Origin of the sequence: Glaciihabitans tibetensis, from assembly GCF_003003265.1 — a bacterium.
Lineage (GTDB): Bacteria > Actinomycetota > Actinomycetes > Actinomycetales > Microbacteriaceae > Glaciihabitans > Glaciihabitans tibetensis.
The window spans coordinates 16,271-39,346 of sequence record NZ_PVTL01000005.1; the positions used below are offsets into that span (position 1 = coordinate 16,271).

The 23,076-nt window shown below is 65.8% G+C and carries 22 protein-coding genes; 7 read left to right on the forward strand and 15 right to left on the reverse strand.

Going from position 1 to position 23,076, the window contains the following annotated elements; genetic code table 11:
* Window positions 1-131: 131 nt before the first annotated feature.
* From B0I08_RS09875 to B0I08_RS09920, 10 genes are all read right to left on the reverse strand, one after another.
* Window positions 132-788 (reverse strand): TetR/AcrR family transcriptional regulator, encoded by a 657-nt coding sequence (locus B0I08_RS09875; protein ID WP_106212368.1) that lies wholly within the window; start codon window positions 786-788, stop codon window positions 132-134.
* The gene (gene add / locus B0I08_RS09880; protein WP_219905644.1) at window positions 785-1,783 is read right to left on the reverse strand and encodes an adenosine deaminase; all 999 of its coding nucleotides are present in this window, start codon (window positions 1,781-1,783) and stop codon (window positions 785-787) included. Before add ends, B0I08_RS09875 begins: the two co-directional genes overlap by 4 nt.
* A 99-nt stretch (window positions 1,784-1,882) precedes the next feature.
* Window positions 1,883-2,932, reverse strand: a complete 1,050-nt coding sequence (locus B0I08_RS09885; protein WP_106212372.1) for an ABC transporter substrate-binding protein — start codon at window positions 2,930-2,932, stop codon at window positions 1,883-1,885.
* 144 nt (window positions 2,933-3,076) lie between these two features.
* Window positions 3,077-3,832 carry an ABC transporter permease gene (locus B0I08_RS09890; RefSeq protein WP_106212374.1) on the reverse strand — a complete coding sequence of 252 codons (756 nt, stop codon included), beginning with the start codon at window positions 3,830-3,832 and terminating at the stop codon, window positions 3,077-3,079.
* Window positions 3,829-4,587, reverse strand: coding sequence for an ABC transporter permease (locus B0I08_RS09895; RefSeq protein ID WP_219905645.1), 759 nt, complete (start codon window positions 4,585-4,587; stop codon window positions 3,829-3,831). Before B0I08_RS09895 ends, B0I08_RS09890 begins: the two co-directional genes overlap by 4 nt.
* On the reverse strand, window positions 4,584-5,417 hold the full coding sequence (locus B0I08_RS09900) for an ABC transporter ATP-binding protein (RefSeq protein WP_106212376.1): 834 nt from the start codon (window positions 5,415-5,417) through the stop codon (window positions 4,584-4,586). Before B0I08_RS09900 ends, B0I08_RS09895 begins: the two co-directional genes overlap by 4 nt.
* 224 nt (window positions 5,418-5,641) lie before the next feature.
* Window positions 5,642-6,172, reverse strand: coding sequence for a flavin reductase family protein (locus B0I08_RS09905; RefSeq protein WP_106212378.1), 531 nt, complete (start codon window positions 6,170-6,172; stop codon window positions 5,642-5,644).
* Window positions 6,169-6,738: an NADPH-dependent FMN reductase gene (locus tag B0I08_RS09910; RefSeq protein WP_106212380.1), complete on the reverse strand. Its 570-nt coding sequence runs from the start codon at window positions 6,736-6,738 to the stop codon at window positions 6,169-6,171. The genes B0I08_RS09905 and B0I08_RS09910 overlap by 4 nt, the downstream gene beginning before the upstream one ends.
* A 261-nt stretch (window positions 6,739-6,999) precedes the next feature.
* On the reverse strand, window positions 7,000-8,214 hold the full coding sequence (locus B0I08_RS09915) for an MFS transporter (protein WP_106212381.1): 1,215 nt from the start codon (window positions 8,212-8,214) through the stop codon (window positions 7,000-7,002).
* Window positions 8,215-8,324: 110 nt separating this feature from the next.
* The gene (locus B0I08_RS09920; protein WP_106212383.1) at window positions 8,325-9,794 is read right to left on the reverse strand and encodes a peptide MFS transporter; all 1,470 of its coding nucleotides are present in this window, start codon (window positions 9,792-9,794) and stop codon (window positions 8,325-8,327) included.
* A gap of 153 nt (window positions 9,795-9,947) precedes the next feature.
* On the opposite strand from B0I08_RS09920, the gene B0I08_RS09925 reads away from it, so the two are divergent.
* Window positions 9,948-10,385 carry a VOC family protein gene (locus B0I08_RS09925; protein WP_106212384.1) on the forward strand — a complete coding sequence of 146 codons (438 nt, stop codon included), beginning with the start codon at window positions 9,948-9,950 and terminating at the stop codon, window positions 10,383-10,385.
* Here B0I08_RS09925 and rocD read toward each other — a convergent pair.
* Window positions 10,382-11,611, reverse strand: a complete 1,230-nt coding sequence (rocD, locus tag B0I08_RS09930) for an ornithine--oxo-acid transaminase (protein WP_106212386.1) — start codon at window positions 11,609-11,611, stop codon at window positions 10,382-10,384. The two genes, B0I08_RS09925 and rocD, sit on opposite strands and share 4 nt — an antisense overlap.
* On the reverse strand, window positions 11,608-12,441 hold the full coding sequence (gene ddaH / locus B0I08_RS09935; RefSeq protein WP_106212388.1) for a dimethylargininase: 834 nt from the start codon (window positions 12,439-12,441) through the stop codon (window positions 11,608-11,610). The genes rocD and ddaH overlap by 4 nt, the downstream gene beginning before the upstream one ends.
* 103 nt (window positions 12,442-12,544) lie before the next feature.
* Between ddaH and B0I08_RS09940 the strand changes: the two genes are divergently transcribed.
* Complete coding sequence (locus B0I08_RS09940; protein ID WP_106212390.1) at window positions 12,545-12,982, forward strand: Lrp/AsnC family transcriptional regulator; 438 nt, start codon at window positions 12,545-12,547, stop codon at window positions 12,980-12,982.
* A gap of 446 nt (window positions 12,983-13,428) precedes the next feature.
* Here B0I08_RS09940 and B0I08_RS09945 read toward each other — a convergent pair whose 3' ends face one another.
* Window positions 13,429-14,316, reverse strand: a complete 888-nt coding sequence (locus B0I08_RS09945) for an SMP-30/gluconolactonase/LRE family protein (protein ID WP_106212392.1) — start codon at window positions 14,314-14,316, stop codon at window positions 13,429-13,431.
* Between the two features lie 39 nt (window positions 14,317-14,355).
* Between B0I08_RS09945 and B0I08_RS09950 the strand changes: the two genes are divergently transcribed.
* The 4 genes from B0I08_RS09950 to B0I08_RS09965 all read left to right on the forward strand — a co-directional run bounded on the left by B0I08_RS09950 (window position 14,356) and on the right by B0I08_RS09965 (window position 17,487).
* Window positions 14,356-15,270, forward strand: coding sequence for an endo alpha-1,4 polygalactosaminidase (locus B0I08_RS09950; RefSeq protein WP_106212909.1), 915 nt, complete (start codon window positions 14,356-14,358; stop codon window positions 15,268-15,270).
* A 188-nt stretch (window positions 15,271-15,458) separates the two neighbouring features.
* Window positions 15,459-15,743 carry a helix-turn-helix domain-containing protein gene (locus B0I08_RS09955; protein WP_106212394.1) on the forward strand — a complete coding sequence of 95 codons (285 nt, stop codon included), beginning with the start codon at window positions 15,459-15,461 and terminating at the stop codon, window positions 15,741-15,743.
* A complete protein-coding gene (locus tag B0I08_RS09960) occupies window positions 15,736-17,031 on the forward strand; it encodes a type II toxin-antitoxin system HipA family toxin (RefSeq protein WP_106212396.1) in 1,296 nt (431 codons plus the stop codon). The genes B0I08_RS09955 and B0I08_RS09960 overlap by 8 nt, the downstream gene beginning before the upstream one ends.
* 102 nt (window positions 17,032-17,133) lie before the next feature.
* Window positions 17,134-17,487 (forward strand): GntR family transcriptional regulator, encoded by a 354-nt coding sequence (locus B0I08_RS09965; protein ID WP_106212398.1) that lies wholly within the window; start codon window positions 17,134-17,136, stop codon window positions 17,485-17,487.
* Between the two features lie 262 nt (window positions 17,488-17,749).
* Here the strand turns inward: B0I08_RS09965 and B0I08_RS18040 are convergent, their stop codons facing one another.
* Both B0I08_RS18040 and B0I08_RS09975 read right to left on the reverse strand, forming a co-directional pair.
* Complete coding sequence (locus tag B0I08_RS18040; protein ID WP_245884746.1) at window positions 17,750-18,679, reverse strand: RNase H family protein; 930 nt, start codon at window positions 18,677-18,679, stop codon at window positions 17,750-17,752.
* Between the two features lie 49 nt (window positions 18,680-18,728).
* Window positions 18,729-22,337 carry a proline dehydrogenase family protein gene (locus tag B0I08_RS09975; RefSeq protein WP_106212400.1) on the reverse strand — a complete coding sequence of 1,203 codons (3,609 nt, stop codon included), beginning with the start codon at window positions 22,335-22,337 and terminating at the stop codon, window positions 18,729-18,731.
* Window positions 22,338-22,482: 145 nt separating this feature from the next.
* Between B0I08_RS09975 and B0I08_RS09980 the strand changes: the two genes are divergently transcribed.
* The gene (locus B0I08_RS09980; protein WP_106212402.1) at window positions 22,483-22,995 is read left to right on the forward strand and encodes a MarR family winged helix-turn-helix transcriptional regulator; all 513 of its coding nucleotides are present in this window, start codon (window positions 22,483-22,485) and stop codon (window positions 22,993-22,995) included.
* Window positions 22,996-23,076: the final 81 nt, after the last annotated feature.

Genomic DNA, 23,076 nt, shown 5'->3' on the forward strand with positions numbered 1-23,076 from the left:
CTGTCGTCAGGGTTGTGAACTGAATAGTTCACACTGTAGGTGGCGGATGTTTCGCTCACGTCACGGCTGCGTGACAGTGCGGGTCACACGCTCGAATATCCGTGTGACCTGCGCACGGACGAGGCACCTGATTAGTCGCGCGTCGCGCCCGGAGTGCGGATCGCGTCGAGTTCCTCGACCAGTGTGCGCACCCGCGCCGCGTAGGCGAGCGTCAGCTCGTCAACGCTCAGGCCGGTCAGGAGCAGGATTTGGAGGCCGCGCCAGAGCGACAGGATCTCGATCGCCGCGGTGCGGCTGCGCTCTTCGCCGTATCCGTCACGGCGAAGCTGGCCTGCCAACAGGTCAAGCCACTGCGTCGCCGAACGGGTCATAAACGGTGCCCAGGCGTGGGTGGCATGGATAGCGATCCCCAGCTGCTGAAAGTAAAGCCGCAGGTACGGCAGGTGCTCCGGCGCCGACAGATCCTCCCAGGCGCGGATGAGGCGCCCTTCGAGACCGCCGGGTTCGCTGAATCTCACGAACAGGTCGCGCAGACGGGGGAAGCGTTCGAACGCACGCACGGCGGCCTCGTCGAGCAAGTCTTCCCGGGACCCGAAGTAGTACAGCAACATCCGATTGTTTGAGCCGATGCTCCTCGCGATACCGCTCAGGCTCATCTGAATCATGGTCTCATCGAGGATCCGATCCACCACGAGATCGAGAAGTCGATTCCTCTCCGCTGTGCCTGCTCCGCCGTCGGCGCGACCCGGTGCGCGCAGCCGGGCAGAGACTCCCAGTGACTCGCTCACAACAACCAGGCGTCGATGCGTCGACGCGCGGCGCTTTTGACTTCGTCGGGCGCAGCGGTCGTCTCGATCGACGTCCACGCGCAGTCCGCGAGCTGTTCGTCGGTGAGACCGAGTTCGGCGCGGCAGAGCTCATACTCGGCGAGGATGTTCGGCCCGAAGATAATCGGGTCGTCCGCGTTGATCGAGCAGCGCACGCCCGCGGCAAGCAGGCGGGGCAGCGGGTGCTCCGCGATGGTATCGACTACGTCCAGCAGCACGTTCGAGGTCGGGCATACGTCAAGCGTGATGCCTCGCGCGGCGAGTTCCGCGACCAGTTCAGGGTCTTCGATCGCGCGCACTCCGTGAAGTACGCGGTCGGCGTGGAGTACATCAATGGCCTCGCGGACCGACGGCGGACCGACCAGCTCGCCCGCATGGGGGGTCGAGTGCAGTCCCGCCGCCTTCGCGATCGCGAATGCCTCGGCGAAATCGGCGCACGGGTGTCCGCGTTCGTCGCTCGCGAGCCCAAGAGAGACGACTCCCTCTCCGGCGAAAAGCGCCGCTGCCTCCGCGATGAGTATCGAGTGCTCGATGCTGGCTGTCCGGTCTATCGTGACCATGAACCCGAAGGCAAGTCCGTGACGTTCGGACGCCGTGCGCGCGAGCCCCAGCATGACCTCAAGCGCTCGGGAATGAGATCCATAGCGCTCCACATAGAACGACGAGTCGACCCCAAGCTCGAGGTAGACCACCCCGTTGGCGACCTGATCTTCGAAGATTTGGTCCATGAGCGTGGCCAAATGCGTCGGTTCCTGCAGCACAGCCAGGAGCGTGCGGTACACAATATCGAACTGGCTAAACCCGCTGAAGACAGTGGTGTTTGGCGGCTCAATGCCCAGCGTCGCTGCCATCTCATTCAGGGTGGATGGTCGGATTGCCGCCTCCATGTGGAGGTGAAGATGGCCCTTCGGGAGGTCCCTCAGGTTGCGAGGGGCAGTCTGGGTGGGCGGGATCACGGTCATGGTCTAGAGCTCTCTCATTGGTCCGGGTGCAACGCTGGGGTGTTCGGGGAGCGGGTGGGGCAGCGCGCCGGGCGCGTGCCCCACCCACTCCTCTCATTCAGGGCCGGCAGCCGCCGCTTCAAGATATGACATGTCGATGTAGTCGGATGGAGCGGGGAGGTCCTCATACCCCGCGGCCTCGAGGCCCGGGTACATCTCGTCGGTCATCCTATCGACGTCCATCGTGAACAGCGGGTCTCCGGTCGTGCCTTCGACCAGCGGCTGTTGTAGCTCGTTTTCCCGCGTCTGCTGGGTAAGGTCGAGGCCAAGGTCGGCGCCATACTCGTTCACCGACAGCTCCGCCGCCACGGCCGGGTCAGTGCCGTTCTCCTGCCACCCGCGAACGGACGCCCGCAGGAAGCCCTCCATGTCGTCACCGTTGTCCTCGACGTACGCCGAGTCGCCGTAGATGATGTTGCCGTATGTCGGAATACCGAGGTCGGAGTAGAGCGTGACGACGTATTCGTCGGACTCGAGGCCGTATTGCTCTTCCAGCGTGATGGGCTGGTTCGTGGCGTACGCGGTGTAGGCGACGCCCTGCCCTTCAACCAGTGGCGCGATGTCGAAACCGGCCGGAATGAACTCATAATCCGGCTCAAGGCCGGCGACCTTAAAAATCGCGTCGTAGTCGATCTGCGTACCTTCCTGTCCAAGCACGGTCTTGCCCACGAGGTCCTCGGCCGACGTGACCGGATCACTCGCGAGCGACACAATGGAGGCAGGGCTGTCCTGGTACAGGGCGCCGATGGCCGTCCAGTCGTTGCCGTCGGCGAAGCTCGCGAGCCAGGCCTGCGCGCCCGGCTGGATGCCGAGGTCGGCGTCACCGGCGGCGACGGTCGCCATGGTGGTCGGCGCGTTGGGGCCGCCACCGATCCATTCGATATCGAGGCCCTCCTCGGCGTAGTAGCCGTTGGCATCGGCGAGCCAGAAACCAGCCCACTCGACGTTGGTAATCCATCCGAGCGAGACGCGAACGGTCTTGAGGTCTCCGGCCCCGGGTTCGGCGGGCTCGGCGCTCGAGCAACCGGCGAGAGCGGCGGCGACGGCGGCGACAAGACCGACGCCGGCGGCGCGGATGACGCGCGGCGAAGTAGTGGCGAACATGGTGCTCCTTCTGGGACTAGTGGTGCAGATGGTGTTGTGGGTGGGCAGGCGGCGCCGTAGTAGCCGGCAGCGCTCTGTATCCGGCTGCGTTTTGCGCGACCGGCATTGAGGGTCTCGTCACATCGGCGACGCGAACCAGATTTGTCAGGTCACCCGGGCGACGACGCGATTCTCCAGGGCTCGGGCGCCAAGGAAAACGAAGACCGACACCGTGGTCGCAACAAGGGCGACGCCCCAAGCGCGTTCCATATCCATGTAGCTCCGCGACTCAGAAAACAACGCCCCAAGGCCGTGCGCGCCCATCAGGAACTCGGCGAGCATTGCCGCAAGAACGGCCGTCGGAGCGGTGATCCGCACCGAAACCATCAGGTTAGGCACGGCATAGAGCACCCCGAGGCGCGCGAGCACCTGCAGCTTGTTCCCGCCGAGTACCCGAAAGAGGTCATGTCCAGACGCGGGAATTGCAGCGAGCCCGGACAACGTGAACACAAACGCGGGAAAGAAACAGATGAGCACCGTAGAAGTGAGCACAGCCGGGTCCCCATAACCAACGATCCGCGCGATGATCGGTATCAGCGCGGTGATCGGTACCGATCGGATGATCAGTGCGGCCGGCGTCACGACACCGGCGAGAGCCGCGGACGACCAGACGACAACCGCTGCGGCAAACCCGACAAGCGTTCCTCCCAGCAAACCCACGAGGGCGACGCCGAGGGTGTAACTGATGTACGGCAGGTATTCCCCGAATCCGATGACCACGTCGGTCACGACCGGAAACGGTCGAGGTGCGACAGTCGAGGTGTATCCGTTGAGGACGACCCAGGCATCCCATGCAACGAAGACCAGGACCACGGGCCACAGGTGCACGAGGCCCCGTAGGAACGAGAGGGCGCGAGTCATCCGAATCTCCTGACGGCGATGCGCTGAAATTGCACGAAAACGATGTACGCCGCGAGCGACAGTGCGGTCGCGACGAGTGCCGCAGACCACAGCAGCGGCATCTGGTAGTTCTGCATCGCGCTCACGAGGAGAAGGCCCAGCCCTTTCGGAGCACCGAACCACTCGCCGATGGTCGCCCCGAGAATGGCGGCGGGGGCGCTGAGGGTTAACCCGTCAAAGAAGGACGGCACGGCCCGGGGGAGTTCGAGGCGCACCAGGCGCTGCACTCGACTCGATCCCAGCACAGTAAGGACGTCCGAGTGGGCAGCGGGAACGTTCGCGAATCCCGAGGTCATCGTCACGAACATCACGAATCCAACGCTGAGCGCCGCGATTACCATTGGTGTGTCTTCCCGACCGGCTGTGGTGATGAGTAGCGGCGCGAGCGCGATCGTTGGGAACGCGTTGAGGATCGCGGCGAAGCGCTCAAACCCGGGACGCAGCATAGGAACTACAAGAGCTAGGGCGGCTCCGAACACGGCAACCACCACTCCCAGCAGGAGACCCTGTGCCGCCGCGGTCAGCGTCACCAGCCCGTTGCGAAGCAGCAGGCCCGATCCCGCGGGCGTCGTGACATAGGCGAGGACGTCGGTGAGGGGAGGCCATGCCCGCCCTGCGAGCTGGAACTGACCGACAAGCTGCGCGGCCACCACGACAAGGAGCGCGCCGCCTATTCCGAATAGGGCCGCCGTCCCGGGACGCGCGGCCGCGGTCAATCGTCTACCCCCTCGACCTGGTCGAGCAGAGCGGTGAGCTCGTCGACGAGGTCGTGGAACTCGGGGCTCCGCGTTGTCTCGAACCCACGAGGGCGCGGGAAGTCGACTTTGGCGATTTTGCGGATCCGGCCTGGCCGGCCCGTCATGACAACCACTCGGTCGGCGAGGATGAGAGCTTCGTCCACATCGTGGGTGACGAGAATCGTGGTGATCTTCTCTTCGCCCCAGATGCGAGCAAGCTCCGCGTTCATCCGGCGACGGGTCACCGCATCCAAAGCGCCAAAGGGCTCGTCGAGCAGGAGAAGGTCGGGGCTGAGCGCTAGTGCACGAGCAATCGAGGCGCGCTGGCGCATTCCTCCCGAGAGCTGCTTTGGTCGCGCGTCCTCGAATCCGACAAGTCCGACAAGCTGAATCAGTTCGTCCACCCGGGCCTTGTCAACGCGGCGACCGGCGACCTGGAACGGCAGCGCGATGTTCGCGCGCACCGATGCCCACGGCAGGAGCGCGTGCTCTTGGAACGCAACGCCGAGACGGTGCTGTTTCGCGAGCCGGTGAGGGTCGTCTCCGAACACCTCGATTGCCCCGTTAGTGGGTGTGTCGAGTCCAGCTGCGAGGCGCAACACAGTTGACTTGCCGCAACCCGAGGGCCCGATGATGGCCACAAACTCCCCTTCGGCGATCTCGAGGTCCACCTCGGCGAGGGCCTGAAGAGTGCGACCGCGGCCGAGCGAAAAAACCTTTTCGGCCCCGCGGATGGTGACCGCCGCGCCGGGACGCGCCGCTGGGCGGTCGACTTCGGCTTGAGCCGTGCGTATGGTGCTCGTGGACATTCCACTTCTCCGTCGGGTTTGATACAGCAGAAGCACCTAAGCGCCAGCGAGTGAATCGAATAGTTCAACCGTAAGAGCCGACTGTTTCCGATAGATTTCAGTTCGGTGCGGAGTGTGTTACATGTCGATCGCGGGGCGATCCAACCAACGCGCGCGTCAATTTTGCGTGGTCGTGGGCCCGGGCAGTCCGGCTTTCGAGGGGTGTTTCTCGTCCCCCGCGGCGCTTATGAAGCGAGTTGGCGAAAGGTGGCGCCGTGGTAAATGAGTGGCTCCTGGTCGGCTTCCACTTTGAGCGCCTTAACTTCAAGGAGAACGATGTGGTGGTCGCCCGCTGCCGTTTCCGACAAGATCTCACAGTCCAGCCAGAGCGCGGAACCGTCGATAAATAGCGCTCCTTCATCCGTCGCGACGACGGGGACTCCCGCGAATCGGTCTCCGGAACGCGAGGCCAGCTGATAGCACAGCTGGGCGTGTTCGCTTCCGAGAACCGAGACGCCGATCCGTCCGTGGCGGCGCAGGGTCGGCCACGTGGTTGAGCTGTTCTGGACTGAAAACATCACCAATGGGGGGTCGAATGACGCTCCCACTGAAAAGGACGACGCAACTATCCCTACCGGGGCCCCGTCAACGAGAGCGCTCAGCGCGGCGATACCGGAGGGGAACCGTCCGAACGCTGTGCGTATGACGGCGGGATCTGTGCTGACGGCTTCAAAACCGTGCTGAAACTGCTGGTCGAGAGGCTGGAGGTACGTCATCGGTGGGCTCCCGCCGGCTCAAGTGCTGGTTCAGTGCCATCGGTGTAGGCCGCGGCGCCGTGGATGAGCGGGAGCAGCAGGTTGAGGACCTCGCTGGCTTCACGAGCCCAGGCGTCGGCGATCTCATCGAGGTGGTCCATTTGGCTTGCAACGAAGTACAGCCCGCTGGTCGGAACGCTGGCGCCTAGCTCGACAAGCAGGGGTCGCAGATGAACATCGGGGCCCATGGAGTGGCTGAGGTCGGCGCCGGTCATCACGGGAATGGCGATGACCCCGCGGAGGCCCTTGTTGGAGTAGCGATCGAGGAACGCCTTCAGTAGGCCGGTGTAGGTGGCTTTGTACGTCGGGGATGCAACGACCAGCAGGTCGCTATCGGCCGCTGCCTGCGTGAGTTCGTTCATCTCGGCGGAGGGCCACGTGAAGATAGTCGACGAATAGTTCGCCAGGTCGATGACCGTGAGCGTGTAGCTGTCCTCCGCGAGGAGCTTCACGACCAGGGTTTTCGCTATGCGCAGAGTGCGCGAATCGGCTTTGGGATTACCAACAAGAAGGGTTACTTTCAGCACTATGTCTCCAGCGTTTGAGCGGGCGGTCAGAAGTGTCACAGACTCAATCGCCCGGAAGTCGCCGAGGGTCAGCGATAAGCCGGATGATCAATGTCTTTGACGCATCGTCGAGTTTTTTTGTCCCGACGGGCCACAACGGCTTACGCTGCGATCCCAACGTAACCGCAGAATGTAACGCCCACCCACGATTTACGTTTCACGTGTGTTTCTTTTTGCTGAGAAGGAGACCGAGGCGACGGTCAGGAAAGACCGGCGCGACGGTCAGGCCAGGCGGCGGCGCGACCGTCGCGCGAACAGCGCGTAGCCGATAACGCTGACCGAAAGCCCGACCACGAGAAACGCGATCTCGACGTAGGGCAGGGCCTCGAGCCCGACCCCGTCGAGCAGCAGCCCACCGAGCAGGGCGCCGCCGCCGATGCCGACGTTGAACGCGGTCGTCTGCAGCGCCGCAGCCAGGTCCCGTGCCCGGGGCGATGCGGTGCGCAGCAGCCGGGTCTGCAGCATGGCGGGCACTCCCCCGAACGCGATTCCCCAGACAACAAAGGCGACCAGAACCGCCGCGGTGGTGCCGGAGGCCAGGGCGAGCGCCAGCACGGACGCCATCACCGCGAGAATTCCGACCGCGAAGCCCCGCTCGGGAAAGCGGTCGGCGGCGAATCCCGCCAGGAACAATCCCACCACGCCTGCACCGCCGAACAGAAACAGCAGCCCCGCGATGGAACCGGATTCGAACCCTGCTACGTCGGTCAGCCAGGGGGCGATGTAGGTATAGAAGGTGTTCTGACCGGTCAGCACGATCAGGATCACAACACACACGATGATCACCCCGGCCAGCGTGGGATCCTTGCGCATCGGTAGCGCGATCTCGCCTGTCGCGAGCGGCACATGGTGGTCGACCGGCGGCAGGAACTTTGCGACAGCGAGCACCAGCACAACCACGACGACAGCGATGATGATGAACGCCACGCGCCAGCCGAGCCAGTGGCCGAGCGCCGTGCCCACGGGAACACCGAGAACAAACGCGGCCGATCCGCCACCAGCGGTGATCGCGACGGCGCGACCGAGCTGGTGCTTGGGAACCAGGTGGGCCGAGTATGCGGCGACCACGGCCCAGAACAGTCCGTGCGCGAGGCCCCCGAGGATCCGCGCCCCCACGAGGAACGCGTAGCTGGGCGCAATCGCCGCGAGCACGTTGGCCGTGGCGATCACCAGGAGCACCACGATCACCAGCTTCTTCCGAGAGTAGCGGCGGGTGAGGGCGGCGAGTGGGGTAGTGGCAACCACGACGGTGCCCGCGAACACGGTGACCAGGTACCCCGCGGTCGACAGCCTCACGTCGAGGTCGCGGGCCATGTCGGGCAGCAGTCCGGTCGGCAGAAATTCACTCGTCACCGACACGAAGATGGCCCCCGCCAGAGTCAGCAACCCGATCCACGGGAAGGGCGCTGTGGTGGTCTGCGTCGAAGGCACGGACATTCAAGGGTCCAATCGAGGGGGGCGGATGCCGGCGGCCGCCACCACGGAGCAGCACACACCAACCGCCAACACTAGCGACACCCGGTGACGCAGGTGTGGATCTGCGCAGCTCAGCGCACCCCGCGCATCAGCTTGAGCACGGGTCGTGCGCCGACGATGAGGGCAGCACCCAGCACGATCGCGACCGTACCAAGAACTCCGAAGTAGGGCGCTTCGTTGTCTGGGTCGTAGTAGCCGGCGAGGGAACCCGACAACGCGGTCCCGAGCGCGACAGACAGGAAAAACAGGGCAACCATCTGGGCCCGAAAACGCTCGGGCGCAAGCTTCGTCGAGATCGACAGCCCCACGGGAGACAGCAGCAATTCGGCGATGGTGAACAGCAGCAGTATCACGAGGATCGCGTACAGCGGCGTGCCGTTGTCCCCGGTTCCACTGAACGGGATGAACAGCAAAAAGGCCACGCCCATCCCGATTGTGCCGAGGGCGAATTTGACCGGGGTCGAGGGTTGGCGTGTACCGAGCTTGGTCCACAGCGCCGCGAAGACTCCCGACAGCACGATGATGTAGACGGGGTTGATCGACTGCACCCACGAGACCGGAAACTCCCACCCGAACACGTCGCGGTTGAGCCGTTGGTCGGCGTAGAGGGTGAGCACGGTGAATTGCTGTTGGTAGAGCGCCCAGAATGCGACACTCGCGATGAACAGCGGGATAAACGCGTACACACGACTGCGCTCGTCCGCGTTGATAACCCGGGACCGCAGAATCACCACGAAGTACGCGATCGACGCGATTGTCGTGAGGCCAACCACGATGGTGGCGAGGTTGTCGACGGTGATCCACCCCAGCGCAACCGCGACGACGATGATCACGATCGCCGCGGCAAAGATGGTTGCCATGCGCGGGTAGTCCTTGCGCGGAAGCGGGCTCGGCACCGTGCGCGCCTGCGCCGGAAGCCGCTTGCGCCCCACCGAGTACTGGATGAGCCCGATCGCCATCCCCACCGCTGCAAGTCCGAAGCCCAGGTGGAACCCCGCGGTGGTTTGCAGCAGTCCCGTAAGCAGAGGGCCCAAGAAGGCACCCAGATTGATGCCGAGGTAGTAGAGCGAGAATCCAGCGTCCCGACGGGTGTCGCCGGGCGAGTAAAGCGCGCCCACCAGGGTCGTCGCCGTCGCCTTCACGCCGCCGCTGCCGATGGCGATGGCGATAAGCCCGACCGCCACCCCGGGAACCCCGGGAATCACGGCGAGCGCGATGTGGCCGAACATCACCACGGTCGCGCTGATAAAGAGGGTGCGCTCGGCACTGAGCACCCGGTCGGCGATCCAGGCGCCGAGGATGGTTGAGAGGTACACCCCACCGCCGTACGCGCCGACGATGCCGGCCGCCGTCGCCTCCGGGATCGCCAGACCACCGTCGGCTACTGAGTAGTACAGGTAGAGGAGCAGGATGCCCTGCATGCCGTAGAAGGAGAAACGCTCCCACAGCTCGACCCCGAACAGCGTGGCCAGCGCCCGCGGCTGACCGAAGAAACCCGTGTCTGGGCCGTCCTGGGTCTCCGCGGACGGCTCAACACTCATAGGTACATGGTCGCACCGACGACACGATCCGACAATCTCTGGCAGCTGGCCGGCGCCCACCTCCGACAATCCCCTGCCCGCCGTCCAGAGCCCACCTCCGACAATCCCCGGCGGTGGCTGGCGCCCGCGTCTGGGCCGTGCCTAGGGTGATTTATGACCGAGACAAACCGCACGGCTGCAGCTGCACTGCGTGGCCTCGCCACCGTCAGCCTCTGGGCCGAAGACCTCCCTGCCGCCGTCGAGTGGTACCGCACGGTGCTCGCGGTTGATCCATACTTCGTGCGCCCCGAGCCGCCCGAAGCCCCAATGTACGTCGAGTTTCGCATCGGTGACAGCGAGGACGAGCTCGGCATCATCGACCGCCGCTTCGGCCCGCCCGCAGCTCCCACCGCGCCGGGAGGTGCCGTGGTCTACTGGCACGTCGACGACCTCCAGGGCACCTACGACCGATTACTCGAGGCGGGCGCGACAGAGTATGAACCACCCACCCCGCGCGAGGCGGGCTTTGTTACCGCCGCGGTTGTCGATCCATTCGGCAACGTCCTCGGCGTGATGTACAACCCGCACTGGCTGGAGCACTCGAAGCTCTAGCCGCGAAGCTCCTCGAGCACGGCGGAGAGCTGTTCGACGGCCCACGTAAGGTCCGCGGCATCCACCACAATCGGCGGCGCGAGCCTGATCGTCGAGCCGTGCGTGTCCTTCGCGAGCACGCCGCGGGCCATGAGCATCTCGCATACCGTGCGTCCGGTCGCCAGCGAAGGATCGATGTCGATGCCCGCCCAGAGTCCGGCCCCGCGCACGGCAACCACACCGTGTCCGACGAGGGCGCGCAGGTTCTTCAGCAGATCCTCGCCCAGCACGCGGGCGCGCTCCTGCATTTCGCCGGTCTCGAGCAACTCGACCACGGCCAGCCCCACTGCTGTCGCGAGCGGGTTGCCGCCGAAGGTCGAGCCGTGTTCGCCGGGGCGCAATACCCCGAGGATGTCGCGATTGCCAACGACCGCGCTGAGCGGCACGATCCCGCCGCCAAGCGCCTTGCCGAGCAGGTACAGGTCGGGAACAACGCCCGCGTTGTCGCACTGGAACGTCGCCCCGGTGCGCCCGAGGCCCGACTGGATCTCGTCCGCGATGAACAACACGTTGTTCTCCGTGGTGATGCGGCGCACCTCGGGCAGGTAGTCGGCGGGCGGAACCACGATGCCCGCCTCACCCTGGATCGGTTCGAGAAGTACGGCCACGGTGTTCTCGTCGATCGCGGCCGCCAGCGCCGCGGCATCCCCATATGGCACGCTGATAAATCCCGGCGTGAACGGCCCGAAGTCCGCACGTGCCTGCTCGTCGTCGGAGAAGCTGATGATGGTGGTCGTGCGTCCGTGGAAGTTGCCGTCGGCGACGATGATGTTTGCCCGGTTCTGCTCGACCCCCTTCACGCGGTAGCCCCAGGCCCGCGCGACCTTGATGGCCGACTCGACGGCTTCGGCGCCGGTGTTCATCGGCAGAACCATGTCCTTATGGGCGAGGCGGCTGAGCGCGGCGACGAACGGTCCGAGCCGGTCGTTGTGAAACGCCCGGCTGGTCAAAGTGATCCGGCCGAGCTGGTCTTTGGCGGCGGCGATGAGGGTGGGATGCCCGTGTCCGAAGTTCACGGCGGAATAAGCCGCGAGACAATCGAGATACCTGTTGCCGTCGACATCCGTCACCCAGGCACCTTCACCGTGGCTGACCACCACTTCGAGCGGGTGGTAGTTGTGGGCGGCGTGCTCGTTCTCGTCGCGGAGGAACGCTGCCGCGGTGGACGACTCCCGCACTGCGCTCATGACCGCAGCTCCAGGGTGCAGCACTTCACTCCGCCGCCGCCGAGGAGCAGCTCGGAGAGGTCGACGCCGATCGGGTTGTAACCGTTCTCGCGCAGCTGGCGCTCGAAGTCGGTGGCGCGGGCGGCGATCACGACGTTGTAGCCGTCGCTGAAGGAGTTGAGTCCAAGGAAGGCGGCGTCGGTTTCGGTGACCAGGATCGCGTCCGGGTAGCGCTGCTCGAGGATGGCCAGGCTCACCGCGCTGAAAGCCGAGGGAAGGTACGCGATGTTGCGCTCGTCGAGCACAGCGATGGCGGTGTCGAGGTGGTAAAAACTGGGGTTTACCAGCTCGAGCGTGATCACCGGGCGGCCGAAGATGTCGGCCAGTTCGGCGTGGCTGTCCGAGGCGCTACGGAAACCGGTGCCCGCGAGAATCACGTCGCCGACCAGCAGGAAGTCGCCCTCGCCCTCGTTGATGTTTGCCGGTTCGCGAACGTCGAACCCGGCGCCGCGGAACCAATCCATGTAAGCGGGACCCTCCGGCTGGCGCTCGGGGTGAGTGAAGCTGGCGCCGTAGGCGATCCCGTCGAGCACAAACCCGCCGTTGGCCGCGTAAACCATGTCGGGCAGGCCGACCACGGGATCGACCAGCTTGACGTCGAATCCGAGGTCGAGGTAGGTCTGGTACAGCGTTTCCCACTGGCGCACCGCGAGGGCGGTGTCGGTCGGCAGGGCGGGGTCCATCCACGGATTGATCCGGTAGACGACGGTGAAGTGGGTGGGGCGGCACATCAGCACGGTGCGCGCACTGGGCACGCGCACGGGCGCGGCAGAGGTGTCAGTCAAGGTCATGCCCTCAGTGTCACACGCATCTATTGACAGTTTCTCGCCATTACGCGCACATATTCGCCGTCTTTGTCTGGTCGGACACAACTATTCGCCGTAGAGTGAGGCGATGGACAGTCTTGACTACGGCATCATCGACCTTCTTCGCCAGAACTCGCGGGCGGGTTACGGCGACATCGGCGAAACGATCGGGCTGTCTGCTTCCGCCGTCAAGAGAAGGGTAGACCGCCTTGTGGCCGACGGAGTCATCCGCTCCTTCACAATCCAGGTTGACCCCGCCGTCGACGGAATGAGCACCGAGGCGTACGTCGAACTGTTCTGCCGTGGCACCGTCGCACCGGACGAGCTGAAACGCATCCTGTCCGGTATCCCGGAGGTCGTCGACGCGGGAACGGTAACCGGCTCAGCCGACGCGATCGTGCACATGCGGTCGCGGGACATCCCGTCGCTCGAGATGGCGCTCGAGATGGTGCGCGTCGCCCCCAACGTCGATCACACCCGCAGCGCGATCGTGCTGTCCAAGCTCATCCACCGTCCGCACGAGTAGGGCGCGAGCGGCAGGAGTAGAGCGTCGCTTGAGTACAGCGTCGCTCGAGCAGAGCGTCGCTTGAGCAGAGCGTCGCTTGAGCAGAGCGTCGACCCGGCTAGAGCGCGGCTCGAGTAGAGCGTCGCTTGAGCAGAGCGCGGCTCGAGTAGAGCGTCGCTTGAGCAGAGCGCGGCAGGAGCAGAGCGCGGCGCGCGTCCCGCCGGTCGACAAGTCGTGACACTTCAACCCCACGAGGGCCGCCGCCGCGGCGAAGGGTCTCACGTGGTCGCAACTCGTCGTGAAGTTACGACGAATCGTGTCACGTCAGCGTTGACACTCGACCAATCGGGACACTTCACCCGTGGCGCTTCGACGAATCCTGACACTTCAGATTCCGGCAGAGACACAACGCGACACCTCGGTTCAGGGGCAGAGACCAATCGCGACACCTCACCCCACGCGCGGGGTCACTCGGCGTCGGCCGGGCCAAACGTGTACGCGAGGCGGCCGCGAGTCGCGGTCGGGATCGCGAAAATCGCACCGGAGAGCGGATTGCCGCGCAGCTCCTGGTCGCTGAGGTTCTCGCGCGCCGAAGCCACGAACAGCGTCGAGAGGTCATCCCCGCCGAAGGCGACCGAGGTCACATTCGGAGCGGGCAGTGGGATCGAGAGGTCTTCCCGTCCGTCTGAGGAATAGCGGATGACTCGTCCGCCACCGTAAATGCCGCTCCAGAGGTACCCCTGCTCGTCCATGACGAGGCCGTCGAACATTTCGCCCGCGACAAACACCTCGACGTCCGTCAGTCCGGTGTCGCGACTGTATGCCCCGCGGTAAATCGTCTGCACCGCGGTGTCGGTGAAGTACATCGTGGTGCCGTCGGGAGTCCACTCGAACCCGTTGGCCGTCCCCAACCCGCCAATGAGCTCGGTCGTGCCGCCCTCAGCATCGATGACGTAGATCGCGCCGTTAGGTTCGCCGTCGGGATCCAGCGATCCGGTCACCCAGCGCCCAAACGGGTCGACCTTGCCCTCGTTGAGGCGCATGCCGTCGTTGGCGTGGTCAATGGCGGCGAGCTCGCGCAGTTCGACGCCCGCCTCGTCGATCAGGATGACGCGGGACCCAAGCGACACCACGTGGCCACCCGCTGTCGCGCGGTGGAATGACGCTACGGGTGCGGGCAGCGCGGCCGTGCCGTCTTCCGCGCCGAATGGTGATCCGTTGGAGGGACTGCGGTGCAGCGTCCCCTCGGTGATGTCGCACCAGAGCAGGTCACCCACCGGATCCCAGACCAGGCTCTCGCCCAGGGTCGCTTTGGCGCTGCGGAACAATCGGGCCTCGCCCGTGACAATCGGCATTGGTCCAGCCTACGAAACCGCGCTGGGTACCCTGTGAAGATGAAGCTAGATCGTCGCCTCGTGGCCTGCAGTGCGCTCGTTGCTGCGGCCGCGCTGCTCGGGGGGTGCGCGAGTACGCCCGCGACATCCACCGCCACAAATCCCAGCGAAGCTGATGCCGGCCAAAGTGATGCCGGCGAAACGCGGACGCTGCCCACCGACGTGCAGGCCGACTACCAGCTCGGCGGAAGCTACGAGCCGCCCGCCGGCGTTGGCCTGGTCGTTCGGGACAGCGGCGATTACCCGGCCGAGGGCATGTACTCGATTTGTTACGTGAACGGGTTCCAGACGCAGCCGCAGGATGCCGCGGTCTGGCTGGCTGAGCACCCCGAGCTGATCCTGTGGGAGGGCGGCGGCAGGGCGGAAGGCGTGGACGGGGCAGGCCAGCCGGTCATCGACCCCAACTGGCCGGACGAGATGATCCTCGACACGTCCACGGAGTCGAATCGCACGGCCATCGCCGAGGTCATCGGCGAGACCATCGCTCAGTGCGGCGAGCGCGGATTCGACGCGGTGGAGTTCGACAACCTTGACTCCTGGTCGCGGTCGTCCGGCGCCCTCACCCTCGACGACAGCATCGCCCTGGCCACTCTTCTCGTCGACAAGGCCGCGGATGCGGGACTCGCCGCCGGACAGAAGAACAGCGCCGAACTCGCCACCCGCGGACGCGACGAGGCCGGCTTTCTCTTTGCCATCGCGGAGGAGTGCGCGGCGTTCGACGAATGTGACGCCTATTCCGACGTCTATGGCACGAATGTGATCGACATCGAGTACCTCGAGACCAAATATGCAGATGAGATGGATGTCGCCTTCGCCGAAGTCTGCGCCGACCCCTCAAGCATTCCGTTGACGACCCTCCGCGACCGCGACCTCGTCACCCCGGACAACCCCGACTACGTCTTCGACGCCTGCTGAGTTTGGGGCACTGCGAGCGCGACGCGCACGGCTGGTTGCCGTCGACATATGCACGAATATTCTTGCATACAGCTATGCCGTAATATTCTTGCATCGCTCAATGCAAGAATATCGCCACATTGAGCCATGCACGGATATAGTTGCTTGCGGGGATGCAAGAATATTGAGGCATTGAGGAGGGATAGACGATGACCACGACGATACGTGTGGGTAAATTTCGCGATCTTGGCGCGATAATCAAAGCTGTCCGCGAGTCGCGTGGCATTCGGCAGGAAGACCTGGCGGAACAGTTGGCGATGTCGCGAAACTATCTTCAAGACCTGGAGAAGGGGAAACCCACCCTCTACATCACCCGGCTCTTCCGGGCCATGAACGTGCTGGGCATCACCGTCAGTGTGACCTACACCCTCAAGCGGGAGATCCATCCGCCGGCCGAACGACCGGAAGCTCCCGAGGCAATCGACCGTGACTGACGCACTCGCAGTTTTTCTGCACGACGACTTCCTCGGCGAGGTCACCCCTTATCGCCGAGCCAAGAACGACAAGTCGCGCATCTCGTTTGACTGGGGCAGCAGCTACGCGCCCGGAGAGATCACGCTTACCGAGTCATTTGCGGCAATCCCGGGCGTCACCCCCAATGCGTCACTCGTGTCGAACTTTTTCGGTGGGTACACCCCCGACGGCAATCAGCGAGTTGCGATGGCGAAGCATCGGGGGATCGATCCGGACGACCTCTTCGCCGTTCTCCGTGAGTTCGGTGGGTCTCTTGGCGGGGCGCTGACATTCCGTGACCCCGCCGAGCCAGCGAATTACACACCCAGCTACCGCCTGCTGGACGACGACAGCGTCAGCAAGCGGCTCCGACAAGCAATCGAGAAGCACGACCTGGGCGTGCAGGACGATGGCCGGTCGATGATTCCTGGTTTCCAGCCAAAGCTACTGCTGGCTCGGTTTGATGGCGACTGGTATGAACCGCACGGCCGCGCTCATTCAACCCACATCCTCAAGCCGCAGCTCCCATCGCGCCCAGGCAATATCTACAACGAGTTCTACAGCCATGAACTTGCGCGCCATATGGGACTGTCTCATTTCGCGAGCGAGATCGCGACTGCTGGGCAGACCACATTTCTCGCCATCGAGAGGTTCGACCGGAAAGTAGACAATCACGCGGTGAGTCTCGTGCACCAGGAAGATGCCGCGCAGGCTCTCGGCCTCGATTGGAAGGATTCTGCGGTGAAGTTTCAGGACCCGGATCGACCTAACCTGCGGTCGCGGCCCAGTGCATTTCGAATCGCCGAATTGACCGGCAGCCTGCCCGAGTCGTCAGCGGCCACAACGAGGTGGCTCGAGCAATTGGTGTTCCACGTTCTCGTGGGAAACAACGACGCTCATGCGAAAAACGTCGCGTTCCTTCACACCACTGCAGGCACAACTATCTCGGAGCTGTACGACGCGGTGCCGAACTTTTTTCAATCCGGACGGATCGACTGGAGTCTGGCGATGGCCGTCGATGGGATCTTCGATCACCGTCGCATCAGCACCGAGCGGCTTGTCGCGGAGGCAACATCGTGGTCCGTGCTCGGACGCAGCGCCATCGAGTCCACGGTCGAGTCGACGATTCGCGCCTTTAGGGAGGCGCAGGCGGCGACCACTGCACTGGCACAGACTGATCCGGGGGTAGTCGAGAGGCTCGACTGGAACGCCGCGCGCCTCGCCGCCGGAGACGAGATCAGTCAGCCCAAGGAGCGGGCTACACCGTAGAGCACACCCCGAGCACATCTGGAGCGCGTCACGGAGCACATCACGGAGCGCGTCACGTGCCCTCCATGATGAGGTAACGGCCGCACGCTACCATCGGGATCCATGGCTCTCTCACTCGACCCGAACTCGACGGTTCCGCCGTTCGAGCAATTGCGCGTGCAGTTAGTTGCGCAGATCGCCGATGGATCGTTGCTCGCCGGGACCCGGCTCCCGACCGTGCGCGGACTCGCCGATGAGCTGAACATCGCGCCCAACACCGTGCTGCGCGCCTACCGCGAGCTGGAGGCGGATGGCTTTCTCGAGTCGCGTGGGCGCAATGGCACGTTCGTGAATGCCCGGGCGGATGTCGCGGAGCAGCAAGCACAGCTCGCCGCCCGCGCGTACGCCGACCGCGTGCAGCAGCTCGGCATCAGCCCCGCTGCCGCCCTCGCGTATGTCACCACGGCACTGAAGTAACGGCGGGCTAGCCGTTCTCGCGCGCCGAGAGGACAGCAACCGCTACCTCGCCACCGCTCCTCCGCATCGAGAGGACAGCCGTCGACCACTTTTTCGCGATTTCGCCCCCAGAAGTGGCCGGTCGACGAGGGTCGGAGTCGACACGTGGCCGGTCGACGAGGCGAGCGGCAGTGAAGCCTCACTCGGCCACCGTGACCGAGACTGAGACGGCGGCGGCATCGCGAAAGTGTCTGGTGCGGGCCCTTATGTCGCCCGAGTCTGGCTAGATCAGGCGGGCGAGTGCTTCCTCGACCGTGATCCCGTCGCGGGCGGCGATCGCGCGGAGCTTGTCGTACCGCGGACGGTCCAGAGTGAGCGAAACCTCGACCGCTGCGGCATCCTCGCCACTCGCTACCCCTCCTGAGGCGTCGAAGTCGAAGAGACTCGGGGCCGACTGCCCGGTGCGAGCCCGTCGCGCGGCGGTTGCCGGCTGAGTGGACGAAAGCGGCTGGCCCGCGGCAGCGTTGCGCGCGGCGCGGGCGGCCGCGGTTGCCCCCGGGACGACGGCCGCGGAACTCGCGCCCGACGCAGAACCTGCGACCGAGGCAGAACCCCCGGCCGCGGAGCCAGTGCCCGACGCGGAGCGCGTGCCCAGCGAAGCGCTCGCGCGACCAGCGACCGCGCCACCGGCGTTTGCGGGGAGGCCGCTGCCGTCGGCGGGGGCGGAGACGGGCGCCGCGGCATCCCCCTCACGGGTCCAGCCGGGTCCGGTGGGAATCGGACGTCCGCGCTGGAACGCCTCCGACACGGCCCGCGCCCGCGAGTCGGCCGCCTCGTTCAGCGGGTGGTTCGCGTGGCCCTTGACCCACTCGAAGCGGTATTTGCGTCCGACGAGGGCCGCATCGATCTCCTGCAGCAACTCGAGGTTCAAGACGGGCTTGCCGTCGGCCTTCTTCCAGCCCTTTTTCTTCCAGCCGGGCATCCACTTGGTCACCGAGTTGATCACGTATTGGCTGTCGCAGAGGATCAGCAGGTCGTCATCGAGATGCGCGGTCGCGCGGAAGAACTGCAACACCGCCATGAGCTCGCCCTGGTTGTTGGTGGCGTGGCGCCAACCGCCGGCCGCCCAACAGGCGTCGTCGACGTACCAGGCCCAGCCGGCCGGCCCGGGGTTGCCGAGCGCCGAACCGTCTGCCGCCGCGCGGATCGTCATGGGGGTTCCTTCGTGCGTGAGGATGCAGAGCGTGATGATTAAGTCTGCCCTACAGCCGAAGCCCGCTCAGCTCCGGGTCGAGGGTGCCGAACCGGTGCGCCGTGATGCTCACCGACTGCTCCCGCAGGAAGGTGAGGAGTTCGATCCGTCCCGCAGTGGTCACCGGACCCGCGTAAACCGCGATATCAACCCGGTCGCCGAGCGCGAATGCGAGCTGCGCGGGGTCACCTCCGATGAGTCTGATGCGGGATGTCTCGACCGCACCGCCACGCACCCGCTCGAGCCACCGCGCATCACTCTCGACGGTGACCGAGTTCACGGCAACCGGGCTGGCCTTCGCCTCAAACAGCTCGACCAGGCTGGCGGGCAGGGGAAGCGCCGACGAGATCGTGAGCGGAGACCGGGTGCGGGCCGCGGCGGCAATGAGGCGCACGAGGTCGCCGAGCGCGTGCTTCTCCGACAGCCGCAGGGTCACCGGGGCCGGCCGGTAGCGCAGGACGTTGCGCTCGATGACGAGTCCGCTGACGTCGCGGGCGAGTCCGAACTCGCTCACCCAGGCCGCCTCGTCGTTCTGTGCCGCGCGGCGCACCCGGTCGAACTCGTCGTACTGCATGCCGACCTGCGACACCTTGATGACCTTGCTCACCTGCCGACTGAGCCCGTCGAGCCGAAGGTCGTCGCTCGGGGGCGCCTCGAGGGGAGCCCAGTCGCCGAGGGCGAGCAGGTAGTTCGGACCGCCGGCCTTGGCGCCAGTGCCCACCGACGACCGCTTCCAGCCACCGAACGGCTGGCGCTGCACGATCGCTCCGGTGATGCCCCGGTTGACGTAGAGGTTGCCCGCCTCGACCGTGGCGAGCCAGCGCTCCACCTCGTCAACGTCGAGCGAGTGAATTCCGGCAGTGAGACCGAAGTCGGTGCCGTTTTGAAGAGCGATGGCATCCTCCAGGGTGTCCGCGGTCATCACACCGAGGACGGGACCGAAGTACTCGGTCTGGTGGAACGCGCTTCCCACCGCAACGCCGTCACGCACCCCGGGCGACCACAGTCGACCGGTGTCGTCGAGTTGCCGCGGGGTGACCAGCCAGCGTTCGCCGGGTTCGAGCGTGGTGAGGGCGCTGCGGAGCTTGCCTTCGGCCGGTTCGATGAGCGGGCCCATCTGCGCCGCGAGATCCTGGGGATAGCCCACCGGCAGCGACGTCACCGCGTCGACCAGCTGGCGGCGGAACCGGTCGGAGAGCGACGCGGTGCCCACGAGAATGACGAGGGATGCCGCGGAGCATTTCTGGCCGGCGTGGCCGAACGCGCTCCTGACCACGTCGGCGACGGCGAGGTCGAAGTCGGCGCCCGGAGTGATGATGATCGCGTTTTTGCCGCTGGTCTCTCCGACCAGTCGCAGCTCCGGCCGCCAGCTGTGGAACAGTTGCGCGGTCTCGAACGCGCCCGTGAGGATCACCCGGTCGACCTGCGGCGATGACATCAGTTGCTGCCCGAGGTCCTCCTCCTCGACGTCGATCAGGGTGAGCAGATCCTGCGGCACCCCGGCCTCCCACAGGGCCTCCATCAGCACCGCGGCCGAACGCCGGGCGAGCGGCGCGGGCTTGAGGATCACGCCGCTGCCCACCGCAAGCGCGGCGAGCACTCCCCCGGCGGGGATCGCGACGGGAAAGTTCCAGGGCGGTGCGACCACGGTCAGGCGCGGCGACACAAAGCGCGCGCCGGTGATGCCGTCGAGGTCGAGGGCCCGCTCGGCGTAGTAGTGCGCGAAATCCACGGCTTCGCTCACCTCGGCGTCGGCCTCGGCGATGGTCTTGCCGGTCTCGATCGCCATTACCTCGACGAGGCGCCCGCGGAACGCCGCGAGCACGTCGCCGACGTCGTGGAGGAGGCGGCTGCGGGTGATCGCCGGAGTCTGCGCCCAGCTCTCGCCGGCGCGGGCGGTCACGTCGATGAGCCGGTCGAGCCGGTCGGCGCTGACCACGCGCGCGACCGCGATGGTCGCCCGCCCGATGGTCGAGTGCCGGCTGCGCTCCATGACCCTGCGCCCCCAGGCCCGGTTCGCCGCGATCGCGGGGTCGGTGTCGCGCTCGTTGCCGAATCCGCGAGGCCCATCGCCAGTGGGAGCGACCGGGGCCTCCAGCGCGACCGGATCGTCCGCGGCGACCGCGGGAGCCCCGGGCGCCCCGGGAGCCACGGCGTGCTCGCGATGCTGCACCCGGTGCGACGCCGGAACCTCGCCATCGAGCTGCGCCAGTGAGGCACGGAAACGGTCGGCTTCCCGTTGGAACAGCCCCGCATCATCCGCCAGTGAAAAGACGGCACTCATAAAGTTCTCGCTGCTCGCGTTTTCTTCGAGGCGGCGCACCAGGTAGCTGATCGCCGAGTCGAACTCGCGCGCGTGCACGACGGGCGTGTAGAGCACGAGCGTGCCGACATCCCGCCGCACCGCCTCGGCCTGCGCGGTCGCCATGCCCAGCAGCATCTCGAAGCCGACCGCGTCCTCGACCCCTCGCCGTTTGGCGAGCAGCCAGGCGAACGCCACGTCGAACAGGTTGTGGCCGGCAACGCCGATGTGCACGGCGGCGGCGCGCTCGGGCGTGAGCGCCCAGTCGAGCACGCGTTTGTAGTTCGTGTCGGTGTCGACCTTCGCCGAATAGGTGGCGAGCGGCCACCCGTGCAGCGTCGCGTCGACGCGCTCCATCGCGAGGTTGGCACCCTTCACGAGGCGCACCTTGATGGGCGCACCCCCGGCGGCGCGGCGGGCCGTAGCCCAGGCGGTGAGGCGCTGCAGTGCGGCGAGCGCGTCGGGAAGGTACGCCTGCAGAACAATCCCGGCCTCGAGCGCGCGCAGTTGCGGCTGGTCGAGCAACCGCTGGAACACCGCGATCGTGAGGTCGAGGTCGCGGAATTCCTCCATGTCGAGGTTGATGAATTTAGGGGTGGATGCCGCGGCCGCCAGTTCATAGAGCGGAATCAACCGCGCCACCACGCGGTCCACGGTGGCGTCGAAGCCCCACAGGGAGAGCCCGCTCGCGATCGCCGACACCTTGATCGAGACGTAGTCCACGTCGTCGCGCTTCAGCAGGGCGACGTTGCCGGCCAGGCGGCGGTCGGCTTCCTTGGTGCCGAGCACGGCCTCGCCCAGCAGGTTGAGATTCAGCCGGGTTCGCTTTCCGGGCGTTCCCTCGCTCGGCGTTCCCTTGCTCGGCGTTCCCTCGCCCGGCGTGCCTTCTCCCTCGCCGCGGAGCCGCGCGAGCGTCGCTCCGAGCTGGGCGTCGCTCGCGTCGACCACGAGGTGGCCGACCATCCGGCGCAGTACCCTCCGCGCCAGGGGAACCACGAGCCAGGGGAACTGCGGAGCGAAGCCGCCGCCGAACGAGATCGCAGCGCGCTCGTACCAGGGCAGGAACGAGGGGATGCTGCGGCTCAGCCGTTCGAGATTGCGAGCGGCAACGCGCTGGTCTTCCGGCCGCACGACCCGGTCGACGAATCCCAGGGTGAAGTCCAGCCCGCGGGGGTCGGCGAGCAGACCCGCGAGACGACGCGCACCCGGATCGGGGGTGGCCTCAGCGGATTCGGACAGCCAGCGGCGCACCACTCGGATGGCATCTTCGCCGAGCTCCGCGAAGAGCGACCCTGCGTCCGGCTGCTGCGTAGACATGCTCACCGCACTAGCCTCTCACTGCGCCCCCCAAAAGTCGGTCGATTGTCGTCCCGGGTGTGCCCGCGTGTCACCGGCCCAGGCCCGTTGCTGAGCGTTTGTCCAGCACTGGGTGACGCGTCAACCAGCGCCCTAAGCTGAGGTTATGACGGAGGTATCGCAGTTCACCGACGCCGAGTGGGACGTGTGGCGATCCTTCACCACCATGCGGCGCCAACTCGACCACGCCCTCGAGAAGCAGTTGCAGCACGACGCGGGTATCTCGCGCCCCGACTTCGAGGTTCTGCTCGCCGTGTTCGACGCTCGCGAGCGGCAGCTGCGCTCGGGCGAGCTGGCCGAGATTTTGGGCTGGGAGAAGAGCCGCGTCTCCCACCAGACGACCCGGATGGCCCGCCGCGGGCTCGTCACCCGCCGCGACTGCGACTCCGACGGTCGGGGCACCTGGATCGGGCTGACCCCGGACGGCATGCGCGCGGTGCTCGGCTCGATGCGTGACCATGCGGCGACGATCCGCCGCTACTTCTTCGACGTGCTCAGCGCCGACGAGCTCGAAGCCGTGCGCTCCACCTCACACCGCGTGCTCGACGCGATCGATCCGCCCGTCTGCCGCCGCGACAACGACAACGACAACGACAACGACAACGAAGAATCCGCGTAGCGGCACGCTGATCGCGCAAACACGCGCGCAATCGCAATATATAGCGGTCGGCTCCCACAATAGGGACTAAATATAGTATTT